Annotated in this window: 17 protein-coding genes; 9 read left to right on the top strand and 8 right to left on the bottom strand. The window is 67.1% G+C overall.

The annotated features are described in order from the left end of the window. Positions 1 to 15: 15 nt before the first annotated feature. Complete coding sequence (locus R0146_RS03270) at positions 16 to 1,191, bottom strand: DNA cytosine methyltransferase (RefSeq protein WP_317691429.1); 1,176 nt, start codon at positions 1,189 to 1,191, stop codon at positions 16 to 18. A gap of 129 nt (positions 1,192 to 1,320) precedes the next feature. Here R0146_RS03270 and R0146_RS03265 point away from each other — a divergent pair, with 129 nt between their 5' ends. The 6 genes from R0146_RS03265 (at position 1,321) to R0146_RS03240 (ending at position 13,666) form a co-directional block, all read left to right on the top strand. After that, entirely contained in the window at positions 1,321 to 1,701 is a 381-nt protein-coding gene (locus R0146_RS03265) for a very short patch repair endonuclease (RefSeq protein ID WP_317691428.1), read from the top strand. A gap of 95 nt (positions 1,702 to 1,796) precedes the next feature. Beyond that, a complete protein-coding gene (locus tag R0146_RS03260) occupies positions 1,797 to 4,643 on the top strand; it encodes a DUF1156 domain-containing protein (protein ID WP_317691427.1) in 2,847 nt (948 codons plus the stop codon). Between the two features lie 23 nt (positions 4,644 to 4,666). Continuing rightward, positions 4,667 to 8,065 carry a DUF499 family protein gene (locus R0146_RS03255; RefSeq protein WP_317691426.1) on the top strand — a complete coding sequence of 1,133 codons (3,399 nt, stop codon included), beginning with the start codon at positions 4,667 to 4,669 and terminating at the stop codon, positions 8,063 to 8,065. A gap of 41 nt (positions 8,066 to 8,106) precedes the next feature. Beyond that, a complete protein-coding gene (locus R0146_RS03250) occupies positions 8,107 to 9,579 on the top strand; it encodes an ATP-binding protein (protein WP_317691425.1) in 1,473 nt (490 codons plus the stop codon). 9 nt (positions 9,580 to 9,588) lie between these two features. Next, positions 9,589 to 10,569, top strand: coding sequence for a PD-(D/E)XK motif protein (locus R0146_RS03245; protein WP_317691424.1), 981 nt, complete (start codon positions 9,589 to 9,591; stop codon positions 10,567 to 10,569). Between the two features lies 1 nt (position 10,570). Further along, positions 10,571 to 13,666, top strand: coding sequence for a Z1 domain-containing protein (locus tag R0146_RS03240; protein ID WP_317691423.1), 3,096 nt, complete (start codon positions 10,571 to 10,573; stop codon positions 13,664 to 13,666). Between the two features lie 57 nt (positions 13,667 to 13,723). Here the strand turns inward: R0146_RS03240 and R0146_RS03235 are convergent, their stop codons facing one another. The 5 genes from R0146_RS03235 to R0146_RS03215 all read right to left on the bottom strand — a co-directional run bounded on the left by R0146_RS03235 (position 13,724) and on the right by R0146_RS03215 (position 17,909). Next, the gene (locus R0146_RS03235) at positions 13,724 to 14,644 is read right to left on the bottom strand and encodes a hypothetical protein (protein ID WP_317691422.1); all 921 of its coding nucleotides are present in this window, start codon (positions 14,642 to 14,644) and stop codon (positions 13,724 to 13,726) included. Next, positions 14,641 to 15,504 (bottom strand): ParA family protein, encoded by an 864-nt coding sequence (locus R0146_RS03230; RefSeq protein WP_317691421.1) that lies wholly within the window; start codon positions 15,502 to 15,504, stop codon positions 14,641 to 14,643. Before R0146_RS03230 ends, R0146_RS03235 begins: the two co-directional genes overlap by 4 nt. Before the next feature lie 2 nt (positions 15,505 to 15,506). Next, positions 15,507 to 17,330: an AAA family ATPase gene (locus R0146_RS03225; protein WP_317691420.1), complete on the bottom strand. Its 1,824-nt coding sequence runs from the start codon at positions 17,328 to 17,330 to the stop codon at positions 15,507 to 15,509. A 95-nt stretch (positions 17,331 to 17,425) separates the two neighbouring features. Beyond that, positions 17,426 to 17,698: a type II toxin-antitoxin system RelE family toxin gene (locus R0146_RS03220; protein WP_317691419.1), complete on the bottom strand. Its 273-nt coding sequence runs from the start codon at positions 17,696 to 17,698 to the stop codon at positions 17,426 to 17,428. Next, the gene (locus R0146_RS03215; RefSeq protein ID WP_317691418.1) at positions 17,682 to 17,909 is read right to left on the bottom strand and encodes a type II toxin-antitoxin system RelB family antitoxin; all 228 of its coding nucleotides are present in this window, start codon (positions 17,907 to 17,909) and stop codon (positions 17,682 to 17,684) included. Before R0146_RS03215 ends, R0146_RS03220 begins: the two co-directional genes overlap by 17 nt. A gap of 169 nt (positions 17,910 to 18,078) precedes the next feature. On the opposite strand from R0146_RS03215, the gene R0146_RS03210 reads away from it, so the two are divergent. The 3 genes from R0146_RS03210 (at position 18,079) to R0146_RS03200 (ending at position 20,273) form a co-directional block, all read left to right on the top strand. Then, positions 18,079 to 19,005 carry a metallophosphoesterase family protein gene (locus R0146_RS03210; RefSeq protein ID WP_317691417.1) on the top strand — a complete coding sequence of 309 codons (927 nt, stop codon included), beginning with the start codon at positions 18,079 to 18,081 and terminating at the stop codon, positions 19,003 to 19,005. 236 nt (positions 19,006 to 19,241) lie between these two features. Further along, the gene (locus tag R0146_RS03205; RefSeq protein WP_317691416.1) at positions 19,242 to 19,793 is read left to right on the top strand and encodes a hypothetical protein; all 552 of its coding nucleotides are present in this window, start codon (positions 19,242 to 19,244) and stop codon (positions 19,791 to 19,793) included. A 9-nt stretch (positions 19,794 to 19,802) separates the two neighbouring features. After that, positions 19,803 to 20,273 carry a hypothetical protein gene (locus tag R0146_RS03200; protein ID WP_317691415.1) on the top strand — a complete coding sequence of 157 codons (471 nt, stop codon included), beginning with the start codon at positions 19,803 to 19,805 and terminating at the stop codon, positions 20,271 to 20,273. Between the two features lie 30 nt (positions 20,274 to 20,303). Here R0146_RS03200 and R0146_RS03195 read toward each other — a convergent pair whose 3' ends face one another. Together R0146_RS03195 and R0146_RS03190 are read right to left on the bottom strand one after the other, a co-directional pair. Further along, positions 20,304 to 21,503 carry a flavin reductase family protein gene (locus tag R0146_RS03195; RefSeq protein WP_317691414.1) on the bottom strand — a complete coding sequence of 400 codons (1,200 nt, stop codon included), beginning with the start codon at positions 21,501 to 21,503 and terminating at the stop codon, positions 20,304 to 20,306. A gap of 39 nt (positions 21,504 to 21,542) precedes the next feature. Further along, positions 21,543 to 22,979, bottom strand: coding sequence for an MFS transporter (locus R0146_RS03190; RefSeq protein WP_317691413.1), 1,437 nt, complete (start codon positions 22,977 to 22,979; stop codon positions 21,543 to 21,545). Positions 22,980 to 23,125 lie beyond the last annotated feature (146 nt).

Here is a 23,125-nt window from a genome sequence, read left to right as displayed (position 1 = left end):
GGGGGTCTGCTGCGGTCAACGAAATTCGGAGGAAACGTGTGGCGCCTCGCAGTCTAAGGGGCTTCGGCCTTGCCGGAATGCCGCCAGAAGCTGGCGACCAATTGCCCGGCCCAGCGGGATCGGCACGGCGTTCCCGATCTGTCTTGCGATCTCCTCACGCGTGCCGACCCATTGGTAGTTCTCCGGGAATCCCTGGATCAGGGCTGCCTCGTAGTGCGTGATGACGCGGTTCTCGGTCGGGTGCAAGTAGCGACCCTTTTCGGGCTTGAAGAACTCGGTGCGGATCGTCACCGACGGCTTGTCGAGGTGCATCCGTCCCATGACGTCACCGGCACCAGTCCGATGTTTGCGCCAACACGGGGACAGCAGTTCGTCGGGAAGGTTGAACCTGCTCCCGTCGCGCGGGATCGCCGCAAATCGCCTCAGCGACAGGTCGGTGTAGTAGCGCCCGAAATGGAGTTGTCGAGTGGAGAACGCGCCGGGACGTTCGGTTCCTTCGTACCAGATCGTCCCGTCCGGGACGCCGACGCGGTCAACCTTGTCGGGGATGTCCTCGAAGATCTCCTCGAGCTTGCGGTGGTGATGCGCGTGGGTCTTCACCGGCATGCCAGGATCGGGGACATCCCTGCGATGCCCGATGACGATGACTCGCTTGCGCGCCTGGACAGCCCCGTAATCAGCCGCGTTGAGGATGCCGGCCGTGATCGCGTAGTCCGCGAGCAGCCCGGACTCCAACTCGTCCTGGAACACCTCCCACTGCGGTGAGGTCAGGAACGCGGGAACGTTCTCCAGGACGAAGTAGCGCGGGGCCGATCGATGGACGGCCTCTGCGTACTTGCGCCAGAGGACGTTGCGCTTGTCGTCCGCATCCTGCTTGCCGAGCGTCGAGAACCCCTGACAGGGCGGGCCGCCGACGACAAGGTCGACGTCGATCTCCGCGTTATCAGCGAGCCAGTCCTCGATCCTGCCGGCGTAGACCGTCCCGCCGACCACGCGACCGTCCGCGATCCTCCCGCCGTGGTTGAGCGTGTAGGTTGCGGCCGCGGACTCGTCGGCCTCGACCGCGCAGACAGGCAGGATCTTCAGGCCGTCAGCGAGACTCAGACCTGTCGTGAGGCCGCCCGCACCGGCGAACAGGTCGAGGGTGCGGACCACAGAGTCGGGCTCGGCCGCCATCATCGGGCGCGGCATGATAGGGGTGTGGCCGACATAGTTAGTGAGGCTAGCGAGCCGCGCGGGCCCGGCACCACTGCCACGCCGAGCGCTGGCGCTGCGTCGCGCGTGTCGCTTGCCAATGTGCTGCCCAGTACCTCCGCTCGTATGTCCCGGCAGGCCAGACGCGACACCGAGCCCGAGCTGATCCTCCGTCGCGAACTCCACCGCATGGGGCTTCGATATCGCGTCGACCACCCGCTGCCGGGCATGCCCCGAAGACGGGCCGATGTCCTGTTCACCCGCGCGAAGGTCGCCGTCTTCGTCGACGGCTGTTTCTGGCACGGGTGCCCCGAACACAAGACGTCACCCGCCACCAACGCTGCCTGGTGGGTCGCCAAGCTCGAGCGCAACGTCGAGCGCGACCGGGAGACCGACGCTCACCTGATCTCCATCGGATGGACGGTGCTCCGCGTCTGGGAGCACGAGAATATGAAACAAGCAGCCACTGACATCGCGCGGCTCGTCCGCCCAGGCGGCGCTGCTTGATGGAGGGCCTTGGGCGCCGGTGCCGAACCCTTCGAGCAGATGTCAGCAGCGACAACTAGCATGCGGAGCAGCCGATCCACCTTGGAGTTGAACCGATGACGACGACATCCGACGCCCCGATCCGCAAGAAGCTGATCGAGGTGTCGATCCCGCTGGAGGACATCAATGCCGAGTCCGCCCGCGAGAAGTCGATCCGGTACGGCCACCCCTCGACACTGCATCTGTGGTGGGCACGCCGACCGCTCGCGGCAGCGCGCGCGGTGCTCTTCGCCCAACTCGTCGACGACCCGTCCTCCGATCCGTCACTGACCGAGGAACAGCAGACAGTTGAGCGCGAGCGGTTGCACAACCTCATCCGGCGCCTGGTCAAGTGGGAGAACGTCAATGACGCGGGCCTGATGCGTGAGGCGCACGAGGAGATCCTCAAGTCCACCGGCGGCAACCCGCCCGCGATCCTCGATCCGTTCGCAGGCGGGGGCACGATCCCGCTCGAGGCACAGCGCCTCGGCCTGGAGGCGCACGCATCCGACCTGAACCCCGTGGCCGTCCTGATCAACAAGGCGCTCATCGAGATTCCGCCTAAGTTCGCCGGCCGGCCGCCCGTGTTCCCGGCCGCAGCCAACACGCTCGGACCGTGGCCGCGCGCGACCGGACTCGCCGAGGACGTGCGCCGCTACGGAGCGTGGATGCGGGAGCAGGCCAAGGAGCGCATCGGCCATCTGTATCCCGACGCCGAGGTCGTTGACGAGGAGACCGGCAAGAAGACGACGGCGACGACGATCGCTTGGATCTGGGCCCGGACCGTCACGTGCCCCAACCCGGCGTGTGGCATTGAGATGCCCCTTGTGCGCTCGTGGTGGCTTGGCAAGAAGAAGGGCAAAGAGGCGTACGTCGTCCCCGCTGTGGTGGAGGACCCCGCAGCACCCGGCGGGCGCCGCATCGAATTCACCATCGGCCACGACAAGGGGAGCGCGCCCGCCGCGAAGAACGACGGAACCGTCAAGCGCACTGGGGCTATCTGTGTTTCCTGTGGAGCGACGGCGGACCTGAACTACGTACGCTCCGAAGGGCGGGCAGGCAGGCTTTCGGCGAGACTGATGACAGTTGTCGCTGAGGGGGCGCGTCGGCGCGTCTATCTCGCGCCGACTGACGCAGACAACCGTGCAGCGGAAACCCAGGACGTTGTCTCCGGTCCGCCTGGATTGCTGCCTCCCCATAGCTTGAGCCCCAACAGTAACCAGACCATCACGATCTACGGTTTCGCCAAGTTCTCCGACCTCTTCACTGCGCGCCAGTTGGCATCGCTCACGAGTCTCAGCGACCTCGTCGGCGAGGCACGAGCGAAGGTCGTCGAAGACGCGCTTGCTGCTGGCCTGCCGTCTAGTGATCGCCTCGCCGACGGCGGCGCTGGCGCCGAGGCCTATGCGGACGCTGTCGCCACATACCTCGCCTTCGCGATCAGCCGTACGACTAACAAGTCGAACGCCCTGAACTCGTGGGACAGTAGCCCGAAAATGGAGGCAGTTCGCGGCCTATTTGCGCGACAGCAAATCCCCATGGCGTGGGACTTCGCCGAATCAAATCCGTTCGGTGGGTCATCAGGGGACTTCTTGGAGGACCTCAATTGGGTCTGTCGTTCCCTCGAAAACACTCCGGCTCGCGAGCCCGGGCATGCTGACCAGGCCGATGCCGCTACCCGGGAGTATCGCGGCCTGGTGGTGAGCACTGACCCCCCGTACTACGACAACATCGGATATTCGGATCTCTCAGACTTCTTCTACGTTTGGCTACGTCGTTCGCTCCGCGAAGTCCAACCGCGCTTGTTTGCGTCGATGCTCGTGCCCAAGGCTGAAGAACTCGTCGCCAACCCACACCGACACAACGGACGCGATGGCGCGAAGCGGTTTTTCGAAACAGGGTTCGAGAACGTCTTTGCCCACGCACGCGAGGGGGCGTCAGACGACTTTCCTATCACGGTGTTCTACGCATTCAAACAGACAGATCTTGATTCGGAGGGCCTGAGTAACACCGGGTGGGCCTCGATTCTTGAGGGAATGATCCGTGGGGGCTGGTCGATCACGGCCACCTGGCCGATGCGGACGGAACTGGGCAACCGCATGATCGCCTCCGGCACGAGCGCACTCGCCTCGTCTATCGTCCTCGTGCTACGTCCGCGCCATATGGCCGCAGGCCGAACCTCCCGCCGTGGGTTCGTCGCCACGCTTAAGCGCGAGCTGCCCCGCGCGTTGGAGAAGATGCGCCAGGTAGCAATCGCCCCGGTGGACCTCGCCCAGGCGACAATCGGTCCTGGGATGGGCGTCTTCTCCCGCTACGAGGGCGTCGTGGAGAACGACGGTTCGGATATGTCAGTCAAGACTGCGATCGCGGTCATAAACCAGGTGGTTGACGAGGTGCTCTCCGAGCAAGAGGGCGATCTCGATCCGACCACGAGGTTCTGCCTCACCTGGTATGCGCAGTACGGGTGGGCCGCGGGCCCGTCGGGAGACGGCATCAGTCTCTCGCAGGCGTACGGCACCAGCGAGCCTTCCTTGCTCAACAGCGGTGTGCTGACCAAGAACGGCAGTACGGTCCAACTGGTTCCCCCTGCGAGCCTCCCGGCGACCTGGAACCCGGCGACCGACCACAGCATCTCCGTGTGGGAGACAGCGATGCACCTCGTGCGAGTGCTGTCCGCCGAGGACGGCGGGCTTGAGGCAGCGGCGAAGCTCATGGTCGCCGCGGGGACTCGCCCGGAGATCGATGTCGAGTCCGTCCAGAGATTGGCCTACCGCCTGTACGAGATGACGCAAAAGTCACGTCCGGACGACGCGCGGCTGTTCAATCTGCTTGGTGGATCCTGGACGGATCTGACCGCAGCGGCCGGTCATGTTCAGCTCCGTCCAGCGGTTCAGGATGGCTTCGACTTCGTGGGTGAGGTCTGATGGCGTCGAGCAACATTGAGGCGGTGCGCACAGCGCTGCAGTCTCTGGCGGGAGTGCTGGACCCCTACATCGAGCGGGTCACCGCGCTGCACGTGCCCGCTGGCAAGGACTGGACCGTGCTCCTGGCCGCGAAGGATGCTCAGAAGGGCATCGAGGGTAAGGAGTACTCGCGGACCGATCCACAGGACCAATTCCGCATCATCACCGAGCCGATCGGCCAGCTCGGGTACTTGTTCAATGCCCACCTGTCGCGCACCGAGCAGGGGTTCGTGGGTGAGTTGCGCGGAGTGCGTAACGACGTCGCACACTTCAAACCGTTCGCCCCCGACGACGCGGTACGGGCGCTGGACACCATCGAGCGGGTGATGCGCGCGGTCGGTGCAGCCCGCGAGGCGGACGCGGTCCGCAAGGCCCGCCTTGACATCCTCAGTGGCGACTTCGAGCAGCGGACCCGCAAGGCCGTGCGTGCCGCGGCGTTGCCCGGTACTGCGGACGCGGCGTTGCCGTCCTGGCGCGACGTGCTCAAGCCCCACGCGGACGTGGCAACGGGGCGCTACAACAACGCCGAGTTCGCCGCCGACCTGTACTCGGTCGCCGTGCAGGGCAATGCCGCGAGCGAGTACCAGGACCCGGTCGAGTTCTTCCGCCGGACCTACCTGACCGCCGGTCTCAAGGAGCTGCTGCGCCGCGCGGTCGACCGTATCTCCGGCTCGGGGTCGGCCAACCCGGTCATCAACCTGCAGACCACGTTCGGTGGCGGCAAGACCCACTCGATGCTGGCGGTGTGGCACTTGTTCTCCGGACGCTCTCTGTACGAGTTCCCCCAGGGTGTCCAGGACCTGCTGGCCGGCGAACACGCCGACGTCCTGGGTAAGCCCGTCCGCAAAGCTGCGCTGGTAGGCAACGAGATCCCGCCGGCGACGCCGTCACAGAAGCCCGACGGCACCGTGGTGCACACACTGTGGGGCGAGCTGGCCTGGCAACTCGGTGGTGCGGAGGGGTACGCGATCGTCGCGGACGCCGACGAGACGGGAACCAACCCCGGCAACCTGCTGCGCGAGCTGTTCACGAAATTCGGCCCGGCCCTCATCCTGATCGACGAGTGGGTTGCCTACGCCCGCCAGCTCCCCGATGCGCCGGACCCGATGCGTCCCGTCCCGGGCGGGTTGTTCGAGACCCAGTTCACTTTCGCCCAGTCCCTGACCCTCGCAGCGGAGAACGTGCCCGGCACGCTGCTGCTCGTCTCGGTACCGGCCAGTGAGGGCCGGCAGGTGACGTCAGACCGGGACTACCAGGAGGGTGAGACCCCCAGGGCGAGCGATCTGGAGGTCGGTGGGCAGCGTGGCCGCGACACGTTGCACCGCCTGGACTATGTCATCCGTCGGGTCGCCTACCAGTGGAGTCCGGCCACCCGCGACGAGTCGTACGAGATCGTGCGCCGCCGGCTCTTCGAGGAGCCGGACGCCAACGCGATTCAGACCATCGCCTCGGCGGCACGACGGTTCACCGACTACTACCGCCACAACCACAAGGAGTTCCCCACCGGCGTCGGGGAGTCCGAGTACGAGTCGCGGATCAAGGCGGCCTACCCGATCCATCCCGAGCTGCTGGACCGGCTCTACTCCGACTGGTCGACCCTGGAGAAGTTCCAGCGCACCCGTGGCGTGTTGCGGCTCATGAGCCACGTCGTCCACGAGCTCTACGAGCGCGAGGACCTGTCTCCGCTGATCATGACCGGGTCGATCCCACTTGATGCCCAGCCGGTCCGCAGCGAGATCGTTCAGTATCTCGACAATGCGTGGGACGCGATCATCCAGTCGGAGATCGACGGGGACAACTCCGTCGCCCGCACCGTGGACGAGGAACGGCCAGCGCTGGGCGACCGTTCGCTCGCTCTGCGCACGGCTCGGACGATCTTCGTCGAGGCCACGCCCACCCTCGACGCCGCGCTCAAGGGAAAGGACCGCAAGAGCATCACGCTCGGTGTCGCCATGCCCGGCGACGTTCTGGGTAACGTCGGCTCGGTGCTCGACGGCCTGCAGGAGAAGTCCTCGCACTACTACGCCGAAGACGGGCGGTTCTGGTACGACACCCAGCCGTCCTTGAACCGGCTCGCTGCCGAACGGGCCGCCCAACTGTCGTACGACGCGGTGTACGGGGAGGTGGCGACGCGGCTCAAGCGCGTGTTCAAAGGTTCGACCGACATCATCGCCGGCGTCGTGCACCCGGAGTCGTCCTCCGAGGTGGAAGAGGCGGACTACTTGCGTCTGGTCGTCGTCCCGCCTCAATACACCCACAACGGCAAGGACAAGGACTCCAGCGCCGCGAGGTGGGTGTACGATCTACTGCGGCAGCGGGGCAAAGCCCCGCGTTCGAACGTCAACACCATCGTCGCGGTCGCCGCGGACGACAAGCAGTGGGGAACGTTGGAGTCCGCGGTGCGTTCGTACGTTGCGTGGAACTCGATCTTCAACGAGACGGCACGCCTGGACCTGACACAGTCGGCCGCTGCGCAGGCGCAGTCGATGCTCGAGGCCGCGAACCGTACTGTCGACGACCGACTCGGGCATACATGGATCTGGGGTCTGCACGCGGTGCAGGACGATCCGCAAGCGCCGTTCGCCGTCGGACAGGTCCGTGCGGACGGGCAGGAGAGGAACCTCACCAAGCGCATCAGCGCGAAGCTCGCCGCCGCAGACATCGCACACTCCTACATCGCCGATCGGGTGATCCGGCTCGATGTCGAGGAATTCCTGCGCGCACGGTGGACCCGCGGATTCATCAGCTTCACCGAGTTATGGGCCTACTACACGCGGTATCCCTACCTGCACCGCCTACGGGACAAGGCGGTCCTCGTACGCGCATTGGAGGAGTCGCTCTTCGACGTGGCCTTCCTCGACACGGGTTTCGCTCTGGCTGCGGGCTTCGACACCACGACCGGTGATTTCCTCGGCTTGGCCGTACCGCTGGAAGACACCGAGTTCGGGCCCTTCGACGACAGGACACTCGTCGTACGACCCGACCTCGCAGTCGCGCAACGTGAGCGTGAGCGGTCCAAGGCAGTGCAGCCGCGACCCGTGCCGGGGAACAGCAACACAGCTCTGTCACCTGGGGATGAGCCAGGCGGCGACGGGATGGGCGCGACGAGGAGCGCAACGCCGACACTGCCGCCGCGACGAATCACGAACGCGACGTACTCGCTCCGACACGTCATCGACCCTGGAGGAGACATGCCGACGGAGCTGCAGACGATCGCGCAGGAGATCCTCGATCTGCTGCGCAACGCGGACCCGGACGTCCTGGACATCACGCTGACGGTGGATGCACAGAAGTCCGACGGCTTCGACGAGAACACCGTGCGCGCAATCAAGCAGAACGCCGGCGACCTCGCCGTGGTGAACAGCAGCTTCGGGGACCTGTAGTGGCTGGCCCGCTCACGCCGCAACCCGTCGGATCGAAGGTCGTGCCTCCCGATCCGTCGATCACCTCTGCGATCGGAAGACACCACACGCTGGCGACGGCCATTGCCGATCTCGTGGACAACAGCATCGACTTCGGCGCGACGCACGTGCTGGTGCGATTCCTGATGGAGGGGAACCGGCCGGTCGGGTTGCAGGTCATCGATGACGCGTCCGGGATGGATTCCGCAGGCATCGACAACGCCATGATCTACGCCAAGAAGCGGGAGTACAAGGGACGCGACCTCGGGCACTTCGGCATCGGGCTCAAGGCAGCATCCCTCAGTCAGGCCAACACCCTGGTCGTCTGGTCGAAGCGCTACGGCTCACCGGCCGTCGGCCGGCGGCTGCGCAGAGAGACCCTCGACACAGGTCCCCTGGTCGAGGAGTTCTCCACCGCTGACGCCGCCGAGACCCTCGCGAATGCAGATGTCGACTTTCCCCTGGAGACCGGGACGATCGTCGAGTGGCAGGACGTGCAGACGTTCCTCACCTCGTCGAGCGAGAGCGAGCAGATCGGGTGGGTGAACGCAACGACCCAGGAACTGGTCGACCACCTCGGACTCGTGATGCACCGCATCCTCTCCAGAGGTGAGCTGTCGCTGAGGATCGAGACATACGACGTCCCGTTGCGGTTCGCGGGAGCGCCGAGAACCGTGACCGCCATCGACCCGTTCGCTCACCGAGGATTCGGACGCCCGGGCTATCCGAAGGATCTCCCCGTCGACGTCGGTGATGCGACGGCGATTGCGCATCTTCACATCTGGCCCCATTGGCACAAGGGGCCCGGGTTCGTGCAAGGCAACCGTTCACCCCTCGAGTCGCAGGGCCTCTATATCTACCGAAACGATCGGCTGCTGCAGGCCGGTGGATGGAACGGACTGGCGAAGCCGAGCGTCGATCTGAATTTCGCCCGCGTGGCCATCGACGTGACGGCCGAGATGGAACGGCACCTGATCATCAATCCCGAGAAGGCCGGGTCCGCCTTCGACGACGAGTTGCGGAGTGCGCTCGATCACGCCAGGGCCTCGGACGGGACTACTCTCGCCTCCTATCGCACGGCGGCGAAGCAGGAGGCGAAGATCTCCCGACAACGGTCGGCAACGCCGATCGAAGCGCCTCTGCCCGGTGACGGTCTCCCCAAGGCCGTGAAGGATGCATTCGCTATCCACACCGATCCGAACGACGTCTTCCCCATCGACATCAAGTGGCGGGTTCTGCCCGCGCGCCAGGTCTACAAGATCGACGTGGATGAGCACGTCCTGTTCCTGAATGCGACATACCGGGCTGTACTCGCCGGTCACAAGAGCCTTGACATCGAGGACGCCCCCGTGGTCAAGAGCCTTCTTCTTCTGCTGCTCAAGGACCATTTCGTCGGCACCGGGGGCGGTGCGAAGAAGAAGCGGGAGGACACCGCGTGGCAGTCCATCCTGCTGTCGGCCATCACGACGCAATCAGCGCGTACTCAGGGAGAGTGAGCAACTGTGATGACGCCATCGGACCAGCTGAGCCCCGACACACTGGAGAAGTACTTCCGCAGCGGAACGGTCACGACCCACCACGTCAATGACTTCCCTGAGGTGATCATCACCGTCGACAGCCCGGGCCAGAGGATCTCGGTCCTCACGCCGCGCAACGGGATGATGCTCGACACCGCCACCCTCCGTCGAGTCACCACCGGCATCGACATGCGTGCCGGGGTCGAGTGGGCTCGCCTCACTCTGGATGCGCGCGGCATGTACGCCGAGGCCTACGGGCTGGTGCTTTCCGTCGTCCAGGCGATGCGCGGTGGCGCGACCTTCGCCGCGGCCTCGTCCGCCGCGATGACGAACATGAAGGCGCTCCTCGCGGCCAAACCACGTATCTCCGAGGAGAGACAGATCGGGTTGTTCGGCGAACTCCTGCTGTACCGTACGCTCCTGGACACCTTCGACGAATACACGGTCGTCGACTGGTGGCTCGGACCACTGGCGGAGGAACGCGACTTCGCGTTCCCTGCGTTCGACGCCGAGGTCAAGACCACGCTCGGCGAGTCGCGGACGCACGTGATACACGGTGCTGGCCAGCTCGAGCCGAGCCCGGGGCGGTCCCTTTGGCTGGTGTCCATTCAGATCACACGCGCAGGTGGCGATCCCCTGGGGATCCGACTTCCGGGACTGATCGGCGAGATCCGCGATCGCCTGATCGGCACACGTGATCGGTTTGTCAGCCACCTCGCGTCCGAAGGGTGGGACGAGGACGACGCGGCGATGTATCCCACCGCCTACGTGCTCCGAACGACGCCTGCCGCGTACCTCGTCGACGACGATTTTCCCGCAGTGACCCCCGAGCGTTTGCGCTCGATCGTGCCGCACAGCGACCTCGTCAGTGACGTCACCTACCGTGTGGATGTGTCCGGCCGAGCCGCTGGCTCGCCTGGCGAACCGCTTGCCGTCTTCATCTCTGCACCCACAGCCCAGGAGGCTTGACGTGAGCGATCCGTACACCGAGGCAGTCGTCAGCGTCGTCCGAGGGATGAGCAAGGGCAGCCCGAAGCCCATGCTCAGGCGAGTCCAATTCGAGTTGGGCGAAGCCGGTGTCCCGGGCGAATACACCGAGGCCGACCTCGTCGGGATACTTACGTCAGGTGATGTGAACGATGCTGCGCGGTCCGACTTCCACATCCAGCTCGCCAGGTGGGACTCTGCATCCGACCCGTCGTGGTCGGACGGCACAGCGGCGAACACTCCCGATCGCCGGCGCGTGATCCTGGGCGCTCTCGGGTTCTGCGAGGAATCGCAGGCACAGATCGACAATGCCCTTCCCGCGAGCCTTGCCGGCGCGGTCGTCATCTCGGGCAAGCCCGCCGACTGGGACCCCTGGTACTCGAGCGACTTGGCCGCACAGCACTCGTTCTACTGGGACGGCTACCGCGGCGTCCTGGAGGAGAAAGGATGGAGCGCCTCCGCAGTCGCAGAACTCGACCGCACGACCGACGAGGTCGTCAAGCGACTTGCGAACCCCACGCGAAACGACCCCTACCAGTCCAAGGGCCTGGTGGTGGGTCATGTCCAGTCGGGCAAGACTGCCAACTTCACGGGCGTGATCGCCAAGGCGATCGACGTCGGGTACAAGCTCGTCATCGTCCTCACCGGTACGATCGAACTTCTGCGCGGGCAGACGCAGCGCCGTCTCGACATGGAACTCGTCGGCGAGGAGAACATCCTCGGCGGGGTGCCCCGTGACAATGCGGAACTCGTCGCCTCGGTCGACTACATCGGCGATGGCGACATTGACTGGTACGAAGGCAGGTTCGTCTCCTACGGCAAGGATCCCAAGGAACTCGGACTCCCCGGAATCCGTCGACTCACCGGCGCCAAGGACGACTACAAGCTTCTCAAGGCCGGCCTCGGATACCTCGACTTCCGGCAGACCGATCACCTCGTCGACCCGGCGCGCCCGCTCTACTACGAGCAGAACATCTATCGGCCGGACATCCGCATCGCCGTCGTCAAGAAGAACAGCAGGGTACTCAAGAAGCTCGTGCACGACCTGCAGTCGACGAAGACGGACCTCGGGGAAATTCCGACACTGATCGTCGACGATGAGGCGGACCAGGCGTCGATCAACACGACGCGGCCGAAGAAGGACGCTACCGAGGAGAGGGAACGCACTGCGATCAACCGTCTCATCGCCCAGCTTCTCGGGGAGCTGAGGCGAGCGCAGTACGTCGGCTACACCGCGACGCCGTTCGCCAACGTGTTCGTCGACCCCGAGGATGCCCAGGACATCTTCCCCAAGGACTTCATCGTCAGTTTGAACCCTCCGGACGACTACATGGGCGGGCGCGATTTTCATGACCTCGACCGCAGCGAGGACGAAGACGAGGACGACCCCAATGATCTGACGGTCGCGAACTCGAACGAGAGGGCCTTCATCAGGTCCCTGGTCGCTGATCCCGACGATATCGAGGCGCGCGACAAGGAGATGGTCGCCGCCCTCGACGCGTACGTGCTGTCGGGTGCCATCAAGTTGTTCCGGGCGGTGGCGCTCGGCAAGCCGAACCTCTTCAGGCACCACACGATGCTCGTCCACGAGTCCGTGAAGACTGCAGAGCACGAGGCCCTGGCCGCCGACATCCGACGAGTCTGGACCTCGGCCGGTTACGAATTGCCCGCTGGACTCAAGCGCCTGCACGACTTGTGGGTCTCCGACTTCCGCCCCGTGACGGAGGCCCGCGCACCTGAGGCTCCGACCATCCCCGACTTCAATGCTTTGCGTCCGCACATCGGGCGTGCGGTCGACAAGATCCAGCAGGGCGTCAACCCCGTCGTCATCGTCAACGGCGTCGCCGAGAAGGACTATCTCCAAGCCGATATCAACTTCCAATCCGGGGACGTGTGGAAGATCCTCGTCGGCGGCACCAAACTGTCCCGCGGGTTCACCGTCGAGGGACTGACGGTCTCCTACTACACGCGCCGCACTGTCGCCGCAGACACACTGATGCAGATGGGCCGCTGGTTCGGGTACCGGCCGCACTACCGCGATCTGGTCCGGCTTTACATCGGGCGGAACGTGCCGGCGCCGCGGAACGAGGTCATCGACCTCTACAAGTCCTTCGAGGCGATCGTGCGCGACGAAGAGGACTTCCGCGACGAGTTGCGGAGGTTCCAGGGCTTCGATGAGGACGGTCGCCCGCGAGTCCGGCCGATGGACGTCCCGCCGCTGGTCTACCAGAGCCTTCCGTACCTCAAGCCGACCAGCGCGAACAAGATGTACAACGCCGAGCTCACCGAGCAGGGCGAAGGCGGGAAGGTGGTCGACTTCAACCAGCAGGGTGAGCATGACGACGACGCCAACGAGAAGCATTTTGATTCCGTGCAGCCGCTGCTCGACGCCGCCGACAGCGAGGGCGACTTCTTCTACGTGAACGATGCCGGCGATCCGCGACCGTGGCATGCCCACTTCGGGATCGTGGACGCCAGCAGCCTCGTCGAAGTCATCCGGAAGTTCAGCTGGGCGAGCAACTTCAAGATCGCCCCGTACCTCGCATTCATGCAGAAGGCCATCGCCGAGGGCACTCTCAAGGACTGGGCGATCATCGTCCCGGAGATTGCCTCACTGCCAACTCGTATCGTCGGGAACCGTGCGCTCAAGGTCATGCGTCGCTACCGGCGCTCCGACCGGCCGTGGCAGTTCTCCGGTTCCTCGACTCGCCAGCGCAACGCGTTGCAGGCCGTTTCGGGCGGAATCGACGCCGACACTGTCGACATCGGCGGTCCCATCGCCTCCGCACTCGACCTGGCGGAATACGCACACGTCAAGGCGCTCAAGGTGCCTGCCCGAGGGGCATTCCTCCTGACGTTCGCGGGAGACAGCACGTCGGCCCGCTTCCACGACGCCAAGGGCGTCACGGACCCCGAAAAGCTACCGAACCCGACGTCCCCGAAAGACATCGCTACCTTGTTCTCCTACGCTCTCCCTCTGGGCTCAGCCCCTGCCGGCAGAATCGCGTTCAAAGTGCGTCGCCCGGATCTTCCGGATGACCCGATCGTGGACGTCGACGGTCAGACCGAGTCGGCCTGAGTGTGGAGGGCTCTCTCGTGTATTAGGCTTTGAGTACCCGGTGCCGTGGACGGCCCGCTATAGGTCCTTCCGCCTGGGGCGAAATGCGCCGCCCTGCGTCGCGGCGAAGTCGGCCTTCTCGACGATCCGCTCCACAAAACGGTGGTGGTCGCGCCAGCTCATCGCGCGGCCGTCGTAGTTCATGCCGTACTCGGCGATGATGTCCTTCAGCGCCTCGATGTCGAGGCGCCGCAGCCGGCGCCGGAGACCGTCCACGCCCTCGCTGGCGGCGAGGGCGTACGGGTCGAGGGGTGCGGGGCGCCGGCGACGTTTGGGCGGGTTGGCCGGCAGACCCGGGTCCTCGGTCACGGCCGCTGCGGTGTCACGCGGGGCGACGGGGTCGACGGCGAGTGCTGATTCCGCGCCGGCTGGGTCCGCCCCGGGTGTGTCCTCGGTGCGAGTCCCTTCCCCCGGGGACATCTGGAACGCCAGGATCAGCTCGACCATCTCCCCCTTGGTCGAGTGGGAGCGGAGCGTACGATCCCGGTCCATCCCGCCACGGTCGATCAGCTTCTTCAGGTCGGCCTTGGTCAGCCGCTGCAATTGGGTGCGCGTCAGGGGCCCGGACGCCGGGGGCTTGGACACCGTGAGTTCGGACACCGCGGGATCGGACACCGGCTCGACGGTCAGGGCCGCCAGCAGGTCGCCGCGGAAGCGCTTGGTCCGGACGGCCTCGTCGGCAATGACCATCACCAGCCGGGACAACTGCCGGGCCAGGACCTCGCCGCCGTCGGCCGCAGCCAGCGCGCGGAGGGCGGCCGCGGCCGCGCTGACGTCGTCGAGGGGTTCGGTGGCGCCGGTAGGCCTGGTGGAGTCGGTGATGGTGCGTCCGGTGGCGCCGGTAGGCCTGGTGGAGTCGGTGATGGTGCGTCCGGTGGCGCCGGTGGTGGGCCTGGTGGAGCCGGCGGGCACGTCCCGCCCGGTGCTGGTCGTGCTCATTCGCCCTCCTCGACCCGCTGCCGGAACGCCTCGGACAGCTCCAGCAGCGCCGGGAAGTTCGCCTGTCCGTACTTCGTCTTCAGCGTGGCGTACGGCTGGTGCTCGGCCGCGCCGGCGATCTTGCTGGTTTCCGGCACCCACGGTGACAGCAACTCGGGGACGTTGTGGCTGTTGCGCAGGCGGGCGAGCTGCCCGCGGTGCACGGGGGAGTTCTTCAGATGCTTGGTGACGATCACGCCGAGTTCGGCGGGCGGCGTCATCCCCACCTCGGCGGCGAAGTCGATCACCTGCTCCTGGATCAGCGGGATGCCGTACGTCGACAGCACATCCGGGATCGTCGGGATGACGTAGCCCTCGGAGATCCGCAGTGCGTTCATCGTCATCACCTCCAGGCTCGGCGGGCAGTCGATCAGCACATAGTCGTAGTCGTCGAGGATCGGCGCGATGCCCGGGCCGAGGATGTCCCAGGCCTTCACCGTGCCGCGTTTGGCCACGCTCATCACCGCGAGGTGGCGCTGCAGCGGGATCACGTCGTACGACGACGGCAGCAGGTCCACATCGGCGATCGCCTTCACATTCGAGGCGTTGCGCTGGACCGCCGAGAAGACGTCGAACCGTCGCTCCCTGCGCCCGGCGTCCAGAGCGTCGCGGAACATCGGCACCAGCGTCCGCTGCGCGTCGTTGACCAGCCCCCACTGCCGCTCCCCGAGCATGGTGATGGACAGGCTGATCTGCGGGTCCATGTCGACCAACAGCACCTTCTTGCCGTGCTCCCCGGCGAGGAACTCGCCCAGCATCACGGTGGTGGTGGTCTTGCCCACCCCACCCTTCATGTTCAGGATCGAGATGATGTGCGTCATGCTCATCGACCTTTCGGATGCTTGCGCAGGTGCATCGCCATCGCGGGTGGCAACGACCGGGCGTGGATGATGACCAACTCGAGGTTGGCCCGGGTCAGCCCGGTGTAGAGCGGGCCGTTGTCGCCGGCCAGCGCCTTGAAGGCGGCCGGTTCGACGACCACGACCGCGTCGAACTCCAGCCCGCGGGCCTCCTCCGAGGTCAGCAAGGTGAACCGACGCCGAGCAGCGTTGGACCAGTAGTGGTCCGCGCCCTCGACCCAGTCCTTCTTCTGCGCGTACGCCGCGATCTCGCGGGTCAGCGGGCTGATCACCGCGATGGTGCCCTTCGGATGGGCGGCCGAGAGCCGCTCGGCCTGCTCGATGGCGAGGTCCTCGACCGGCCGGCGGAGGGCCTTGGCGTCGAGGATCAGCGGCGGCTCGCCGGCGCCGAGCACGTCGTACGCCCGATGTCCGGCGGACCCGGGCAGCAGACAGGCGGCGAAGTCGATGATCGACCGGGTGGTGCGGTAGCCGCCCAGCAACACCTCCTCGTCCCACGCGGACAGGCCGAGGAGCTTGCGGATGTCCTTCCAGCCGCGGGTGGTGTGACTGGTGCGCCGCTGGTGGGTGTCGCCGACCAGGGTCCAGGCGCCGCCATTGAGATGGCTGAGGATCAGCCATTCCAGCGGCCGCAGGTCCTGTGCCTCGTCGACGATGACATGGTCGTACGTCGACTGTGGTGTGAGCAGGACGGTGAGATAGGCCAGCAGGGGCCACAGCTTCCGGTCGCCGAGGGCGCCGTCGTAGGTCTGTGGCAGGGTGTCGCGCCAGGCGAAGAACTCGGTGCGCCGCGCCGTGGGGATGGACACCTTGTTGGTGTGCAGGAACACCTCGTACGCCCGCGCCGGGGTGAGTCCGGGATCGGCCGTCCGCTGCGTGTCGACGATCCGGGCGAGCGTGGTGCCGAGCTGCGCGGAGTAGGCATCGAGATAGTCGTCGCTCGAGGCGCGACGTTCCGGGGCGCCGATGATCGCCCGCATCACCTCCGGCAACGAGGTGATGGTCACCGAGCCCGGGGTGGCGAGCTCGTCGATCACCGGGCGGATGTGCCGGCCCCAGGTCTCGGTCGGTCCGATCAGCGCGACGTGCCGCAGCGGGTCGGGACGGTCGGTGTGGGTGAGCCAAGCGGCCCGGTGGGTCGCGACGACGGTCTTGCCGGTGCCGGCATGGCCCTGGATGGTGAGCGAGGCGGTCGGGGAGGCGGCGACCAGGTCGTACTGCTCCGGCTGCAGCGTACGCAGCAGCGCCTTCAGCGACGTCCGGGGTGTCCGCAGCTCCTGCTCGGTGCCCGCAACGACGCCGGGCGCACCGCTGCTCTCGGTGGTGCCTTCGGGGTCGCCGGCCGCGTGATCGCCGGCCACGGGGCCGGCGGTCGTCCGGGATGTCTCCGGCGTGCTGAACTCCGGCCCGTCCGGGGTGATGATCCACTCGTCCGCGTACGCCCCGATCGCGTGCTGCGGCCCCTTGGCGAAACGCCGGCGGATCTTGAGGCCGGACTCCTCGCCGTACCTCTTGCCGTAGAAGGACGCCGCCGCGGGGGCCGCCCAACTGATCACCTCGATGCCGTCGAGGTCGGCGCCCGTCTCGGCGACGTAGAACTCGTCGTCCGCCTCGTCGCCGTCGTAGCGCATCCGGACCCGCCCGATCAACGGTCCGACGCTGATCCGTGGGCTCCAATGGGTGCGGTCGTCGATCTCGTAGCCGCCGGCGCGGCGTGTCAGATCTGCCACGTACGCGGTGTTGACGTCCTGTTCGTATGCCAGGACGGTCGGATCCTGCTCGGCCACACTTCCCCCTGTGTCGACGCCGGTGGTCGCCGCGTGGTGGCGACCGACCGGCGTCAGTCTAGGAGGTTGCGGTGACACCGCGGGATCGGCTGCGGTCAGCGGTACACCTGCGACCGGTGGTCGATGTCGAGGGCCACGATGACGAGCCGGCTGTCCTGGATGTCGACCACGACCCGCCAATCACCGATGCGGTAGCGCCACAGCCCGGCCAAGGTGCCGGTGAGGGCCTTGCCACGTGAGCGCGGATCATCGAGGGCGCCGACGCCGGTCAGGAAGTCGGTGATGCGCCTGGCCGCCGGCTTGTCGCGCCGCGCCAGGAGCCGCAGCTGTTTCGCCGCGTCGGGGTGCAGGTCAATCGCCCAGGTCAAGCTCGCGCACCACCTCGTCCAGAGGCTCCGTCGCCACCCGACCGGCGCGAACATCGGCGGCGCGCTGCGCCAGGTCATACTCCCATTCGACCTGTGGCAGGCCGCGCTCGATGGCCTCACGGAGGTAGAAGGATTTGGACCGCCGGGTCCGGGCGGCGAGCGCTTCGATCCGCCGTTCGAGTTCCTCAGGAATGCGTACGCTCGTTGACATCGTGTCTCCTGACAACAGATAACTACATCACAATACATCCGGCTACATTGCATGCAGATGACTACATCGTAGTCATCTGTACTCTTCACCCCACAACGCCCGCTGTCGAGACCCGACCCGCGAGGCTTAGGCTGGTGGATGGCCGGACCGGAGATTGTGAGGGATCCGCATGCAGACGATGAAGCGGCTGACCGAGGCTTACCGGCGGGCCCGCATCGAGGAGTTCGACGACGACGCGCGCTATGTCTTCCTCAGCGACGTCCACCGTGGCGACGGCAGCATGGCCGACGAGTTCCTGAAAAACAAGAACATCTACATCGGCGCCCTGGAGTGGTACCACGCCGAGGGCTACACCTACGTCGAGGTCGGTGACGGCGACGAGTTGTGGGAGAACCGTGAGTTCAAGCACATCCTGTGGGCCAACGGGTCGCCGTACCGGCGGCTGAAGCGGTTCTTCGACGACGACCGGCTGATCTACCTCTACGGCAACCACAACATCCAGCTGCGCGACCCGCGGTTCGCCCGGGCCTGCTTCGACACCATCCCTGACGACCTCGGCCGGCCCACCCCGTTCATGCCGGGACTGCGGCCGATCGGTTCACTGGTGCTGCGCCACCGCGACACCGGCCAGGAGATCCTCGTCGTCCACGGCCACCAGGGTGACGTCGCCAACGACCAGATCTGGCCCTTCACGATGTGGACGTTCCGGGTGTTCTGGAAGTACATGCATGCCTTCGGGGTGCGCAGCCCCTCCAGCCCGGTGCGCAACATGTTCAAGCGGCACAAGGTGGAGCGCAACTACCGCAAGTGGATCCAGGAGCACCAGACCGCGCTGATCTGCGGGCACACCCACCGGCAGAAGTTCCCCCGCGACGGGGTGCCCTACTTCAACACCGGCTGCTGCACCTTCCCCGCCCACATCACCGGCATCGAGATCGTCGGCGGCCAGATCCAGCTGGTCGGCTGGCGGGTCGAACCGGACGCGAACCGCTACCTCCATGTGGCGCGACGGGTGCTCGCCGGGCCCGAGCCGCTGTCCCGCTACGACGCGCCGCACGAGCCGGGCACGCCGTACCGGCCCGGTCCGCGGTGGTGACGGTGACGGAGTCCGCCGACCGCAGCAGCCGAAGCCGCGTGCCGGTGGACTGAACGGTCGGCCGTCCGCGGACACCGTCGGATCCGCCCGGATTCCCCCGTTCGGCGCCGACGTTCCGGGCGAAACGCCACCGTTGCACCGTCGTCATGCCACCGAGCAAGGGTGGACACCGTCCCGGAGACGGACGTCGGGCCCCGGTCGTGCCGGGTGATCGCGCGACAACGGAGGAGGTGCTCGTGCACCGGACAGCCACACCCTCGGTGCTCATCTGGCGGCCGGGCCGGCTGGCCGAGCCGGTCGACCCCGCGGCCGCACGCATGCTGGAGGCCGCCGCCGAGGCATTGGCCGGCGACGGGACCCCGGTGAGAGCCCTGGAATGGGACGACCACATCGGCACCCTGCTCGGTGACCACGCCGTGATCATGGCGTACGAGGCCGCCCCCGGACGCCCCGCACCCGGTGGACCGGTCGCACCCGGTGGACCGGTGTCTCCGGAGCGGTATCACGAGGCGCGGATCCGGCGCGACGTCTCCCGGTCCGACCTCTGTGACCGCTTGCGGAACGGCGGGGTGATCGTCGGCCCGACCGGATCGCCGGACCTCAGCCGCCCCTGGCAGGCGCTGGGATTCCCGGCAGTCACCGTGACCGGGGTGGCGGCCGGCCGACCGGGGCTCCAGGTGATCGGTCCGCCCGGTCGCGAGGCCGACATGGCCGCTGTCGCCGGTCGTCTCGCGGCTCTGCTGACCCGTCCGGGGCCGGCTCCTACGCTGGAGGTGTACCCGTCGTAGGAGGGTGCCATGTCCACGATCAGTCAACGGCCGCAACGTACGGCCCCGTCCCCGGCCTCCCGGGGTGGCTACGGCGGTGTCGTCCTCGTCGTCGCGGTGCTGCTCTACCTGATGAACGTCAGTCCGGGCTGGCGGGTCGTCCCGATCCTGACCTCCGAGACCTCCCTCGTGCTCGGCTCGGTCAACGCCGCCCTTGGTGTGGTGCTCCTCGCCAACCTGCTCTACCTGGTGGTGGACTCCCGCCCGGTGCGCGGCCTCGGCGGCCTCGCCACCTCGGGCGTCAGCATGATCGCGTTGTTCCGGATCTGGGAGGTCTTCCCGTTCCACTTCGCCGACACCGGCTTCGACTGGGTCGTGCTGACCCGGGTGCTGCTGGTCGCGGCGATCGTCGGCACCGTCGTCGGACTGGTGGCGTCGGGGGCGATGATGCTCGGCGGACCCTGGGGGTCGCGCCGGCCGACCCGCCGCGACGACGAGTGACGCCCCCGGCAGCGTCGGGCCGCGCCTCCGTCACGCCGCGCCGGCGGCCTCCGCGTCGAACAGCAGCCCCTCCAGCTCGGCCGCGCCGGCTGTGACCGCGGCGATCCGGCGCTCGACCTCGGCCCCCGAGGCCTGCCGTGGGAACTGGCCCAGGCGCAGCATCCGGACCGCCCGCCCCGCGGGATCGTGGACGGTGGCGACGACCATCCCGACGTCGTACGTCCCGGCCGGGTCGATCTCGACCATCCGATAGCTGACCTCGGAACTGGCGATGCTGCGGCGGATGTCGCGCTCCTCGGCTGGGGTGAGGTCACCGGCGGCGTAGCGCCGGGTGGCCCGCGACACCTCGGCGTACGGGTTGAGCCGGCCGGCCGGCAGGAAGGACATCAGGTAGCCGCGCTCGGCGGCCCAGGCCAGCCGGTCGCGGAAGACGTCCACCATGCCCTCGGACGTGACGGCCTTCGCCAGCCACCGCTCCTGTACCTCGGCAGGCTGCTCGGCCACCCAGACGTCGGCGATCGGCGGGACGATCGGCACCCGTACGCCCAGCCCGTCGGCGAGGTCGATGCCCGGCGCCACCGCGGAGGCGAGGACCACCAGTTCGTCCTCGTTCACCACCGTGAGCAGTGACGCCTCGCAGTGGTGCCGGACCGCGATCGACTCCAGCAGGTCGCGGGCGCGTTCGGCCTGGTGCACCGCACCGATGATCTCCTCGTCGATCCGGGCCAGCAGCGACGGCACGGTGAACCGGCCGTAGCCGCCCTGGAAGAAGATCAACGGCGCCTCCGGGCTGTGGACCGCCAGGTCGACCACCTCGCACAGGGCGATCCAGTGGTCGCCCGCCTCGATGGTGTCCTTGAGCCGGACATCGATCCAGGCGAGCGACCCGGCGAGGATCGGGTCGCCGGACGGGGAGGGATGCCACTCCAGGCCGGCGAACTTGTCCGCCCGCCGCCCGGCGATCGCCCGCCCGACGTGCTCCTGGCGTCCGGTGAGGACGTTGAGGCACATCGAGGGGCACTCCCGCAGCCGCTGGAAGGTCCGCGAGGTCTTCATCGGCAGGAAGGAGACGAGCGCGGGCTGCAACGAGACGGAACTGAAGGTCCCCACCACCATGGCGAGGCGCTCACCGTCCGGATGGGTGCCGGTGACGATGACCACCCCGGTCGGGTAGTGGCCCATCACGTCGCGGAACAGTCGGTCGTCGATGGTCACGGCGGTCTCGGTCATGGGTGCTCCGTAGGGATCTCGGGTCCTTGGGCGTACGGGTCAGATGACCCGCGCGCCCTCCGGGCGCAGGTGGTCACGCTGCAGGCGACGACCGGTGCGGCCCGGCCGCAGGAAGAGCGCCGCCATCACGCCGCCGACCAGCAGGACGATGCCGGTCACCGTGAAGGCCTGATGGATGCCGGTGGCCATGTGCTCGACCATCTCGGCAGGGATCGGCTTGCCCTTCGGCGCGGCGACATAGCCGGCCCTGCCCATCAGCCAGCCGACCAGGGTCGGGGAGATGATCGCGCCGACCGAGGCGACGCCACCGAGGGTGGCCATCAGGATCGGCCGCTGCTTGGCACCGACGGTGTAGCCGAGCGCCGAGGCGGTCATCGGGTAGGCCAGGCTGCAGCCGCCGGCGATCGACAGCAGGGCGACGGCCAGCGCGCCGTGGGCGTGCGGCACAGAGAGGAACGCGGCACCGGCGACGATCGCGGCCAGGCCGAACGGCACCGAGATGGCCAGGTGCACGCTGTGGCCGCGCTTCATCAGGGTCTGGCCGATCAGGCCGAGCAGCAGCAGGACACCGGCACCGATCAGCCACGGGAAGGTGGTGACGACACCGACCTGCTTCATCGACAGGCCGACCACGCCGTTGAGGTATTGCGGCAGCCAGGTGGTGAGGAAGCCCTGCACCCAGAAGTTGGAGAAGCCGCCGACGACGGCCGCCAGCACGGTCAGGTTGAGCAGGGCGGCCCAGGTGCGGACCGGCAACTGGTTGTCGACGTCGACCATCCGGCCGTCGAAGGCCTCCTCCGCGGCGGTCTCCGGCGTGTCGTGCTCGACCGCCACCGGCGCGGCGTCGGCCTTGCGGGTGCCGGCGTACGGTCCGTCGGCGCCGAGGAACAGCCAGGCGACCACCCAGACCAGACCGACGACACCGAGGACGCCGAACGCCCAGCGCCAGCCGACGGCGACGATGATCGCCGCCAGTGCGGGAGCGGCGACGACCGGGCCGAGGGTGGAGCCGGCGGCGACCAGGTTGCTCGGCAGGGCACGGTGCTGCGGGCGGAACCAGCCGTGGGCGGAGGTCAGCGACATCGCGGTGGCCGGTCCCTCGGCGCCGCCGAGGACGATCCGGCTCACCAGCAGCACCGCGGCGCCGCCGCCGGCCAGCATCGGGAACTGCATGACCGCCCAGATCACGCCCATGGTGAGCAGGATCCATTTCACCGAGTAGCGGCTGGCGAGGAAGCCGGTGACGATCGAGACGACGGCGTAGAGGAAGAAGAACGCGCTGCCGATGAAGCCGAACTGGACCGGGGAGATACCCAGGTCGGCCATCGCGTCGCCGGCGACCAGGCCGAGCACGGCCTTGTCCGCGAACGCGACGATCTGGAACAGCACCAACATGGCGGTGACGATCCAGGCCCGTACGGTCATGTTCTGGAAGCCGGTGCGGGCGACGCGGCTCTGCGGCTGGGTGATGACCATCGAATCAGGTCCTATCGAGGAGATGACGGTGGGGGTCCGGTGACCCGTAGGTCGCCGAGTAGGGCCGAGCGTACGAACAGGATCGCCACCCGGCACAGGCGAGAAACCTTTACTTCCGCCGCGCCGACATGGGGGGCACTATGTGA

Source organism: Raineyella sp. LH-20, assembly GCF_033110965.1.
In the GTDB taxonomy this organism is placed as follows: Bacteria; Actinomycetota; Actinomycetes; order Propionibacteriales; family Propionibacteriaceae; genus Raineyella.
Note: the sequence above shows the minus strand (reverse complement) of the source record. Positions and strands in the feature narration are given on the sequence as shown.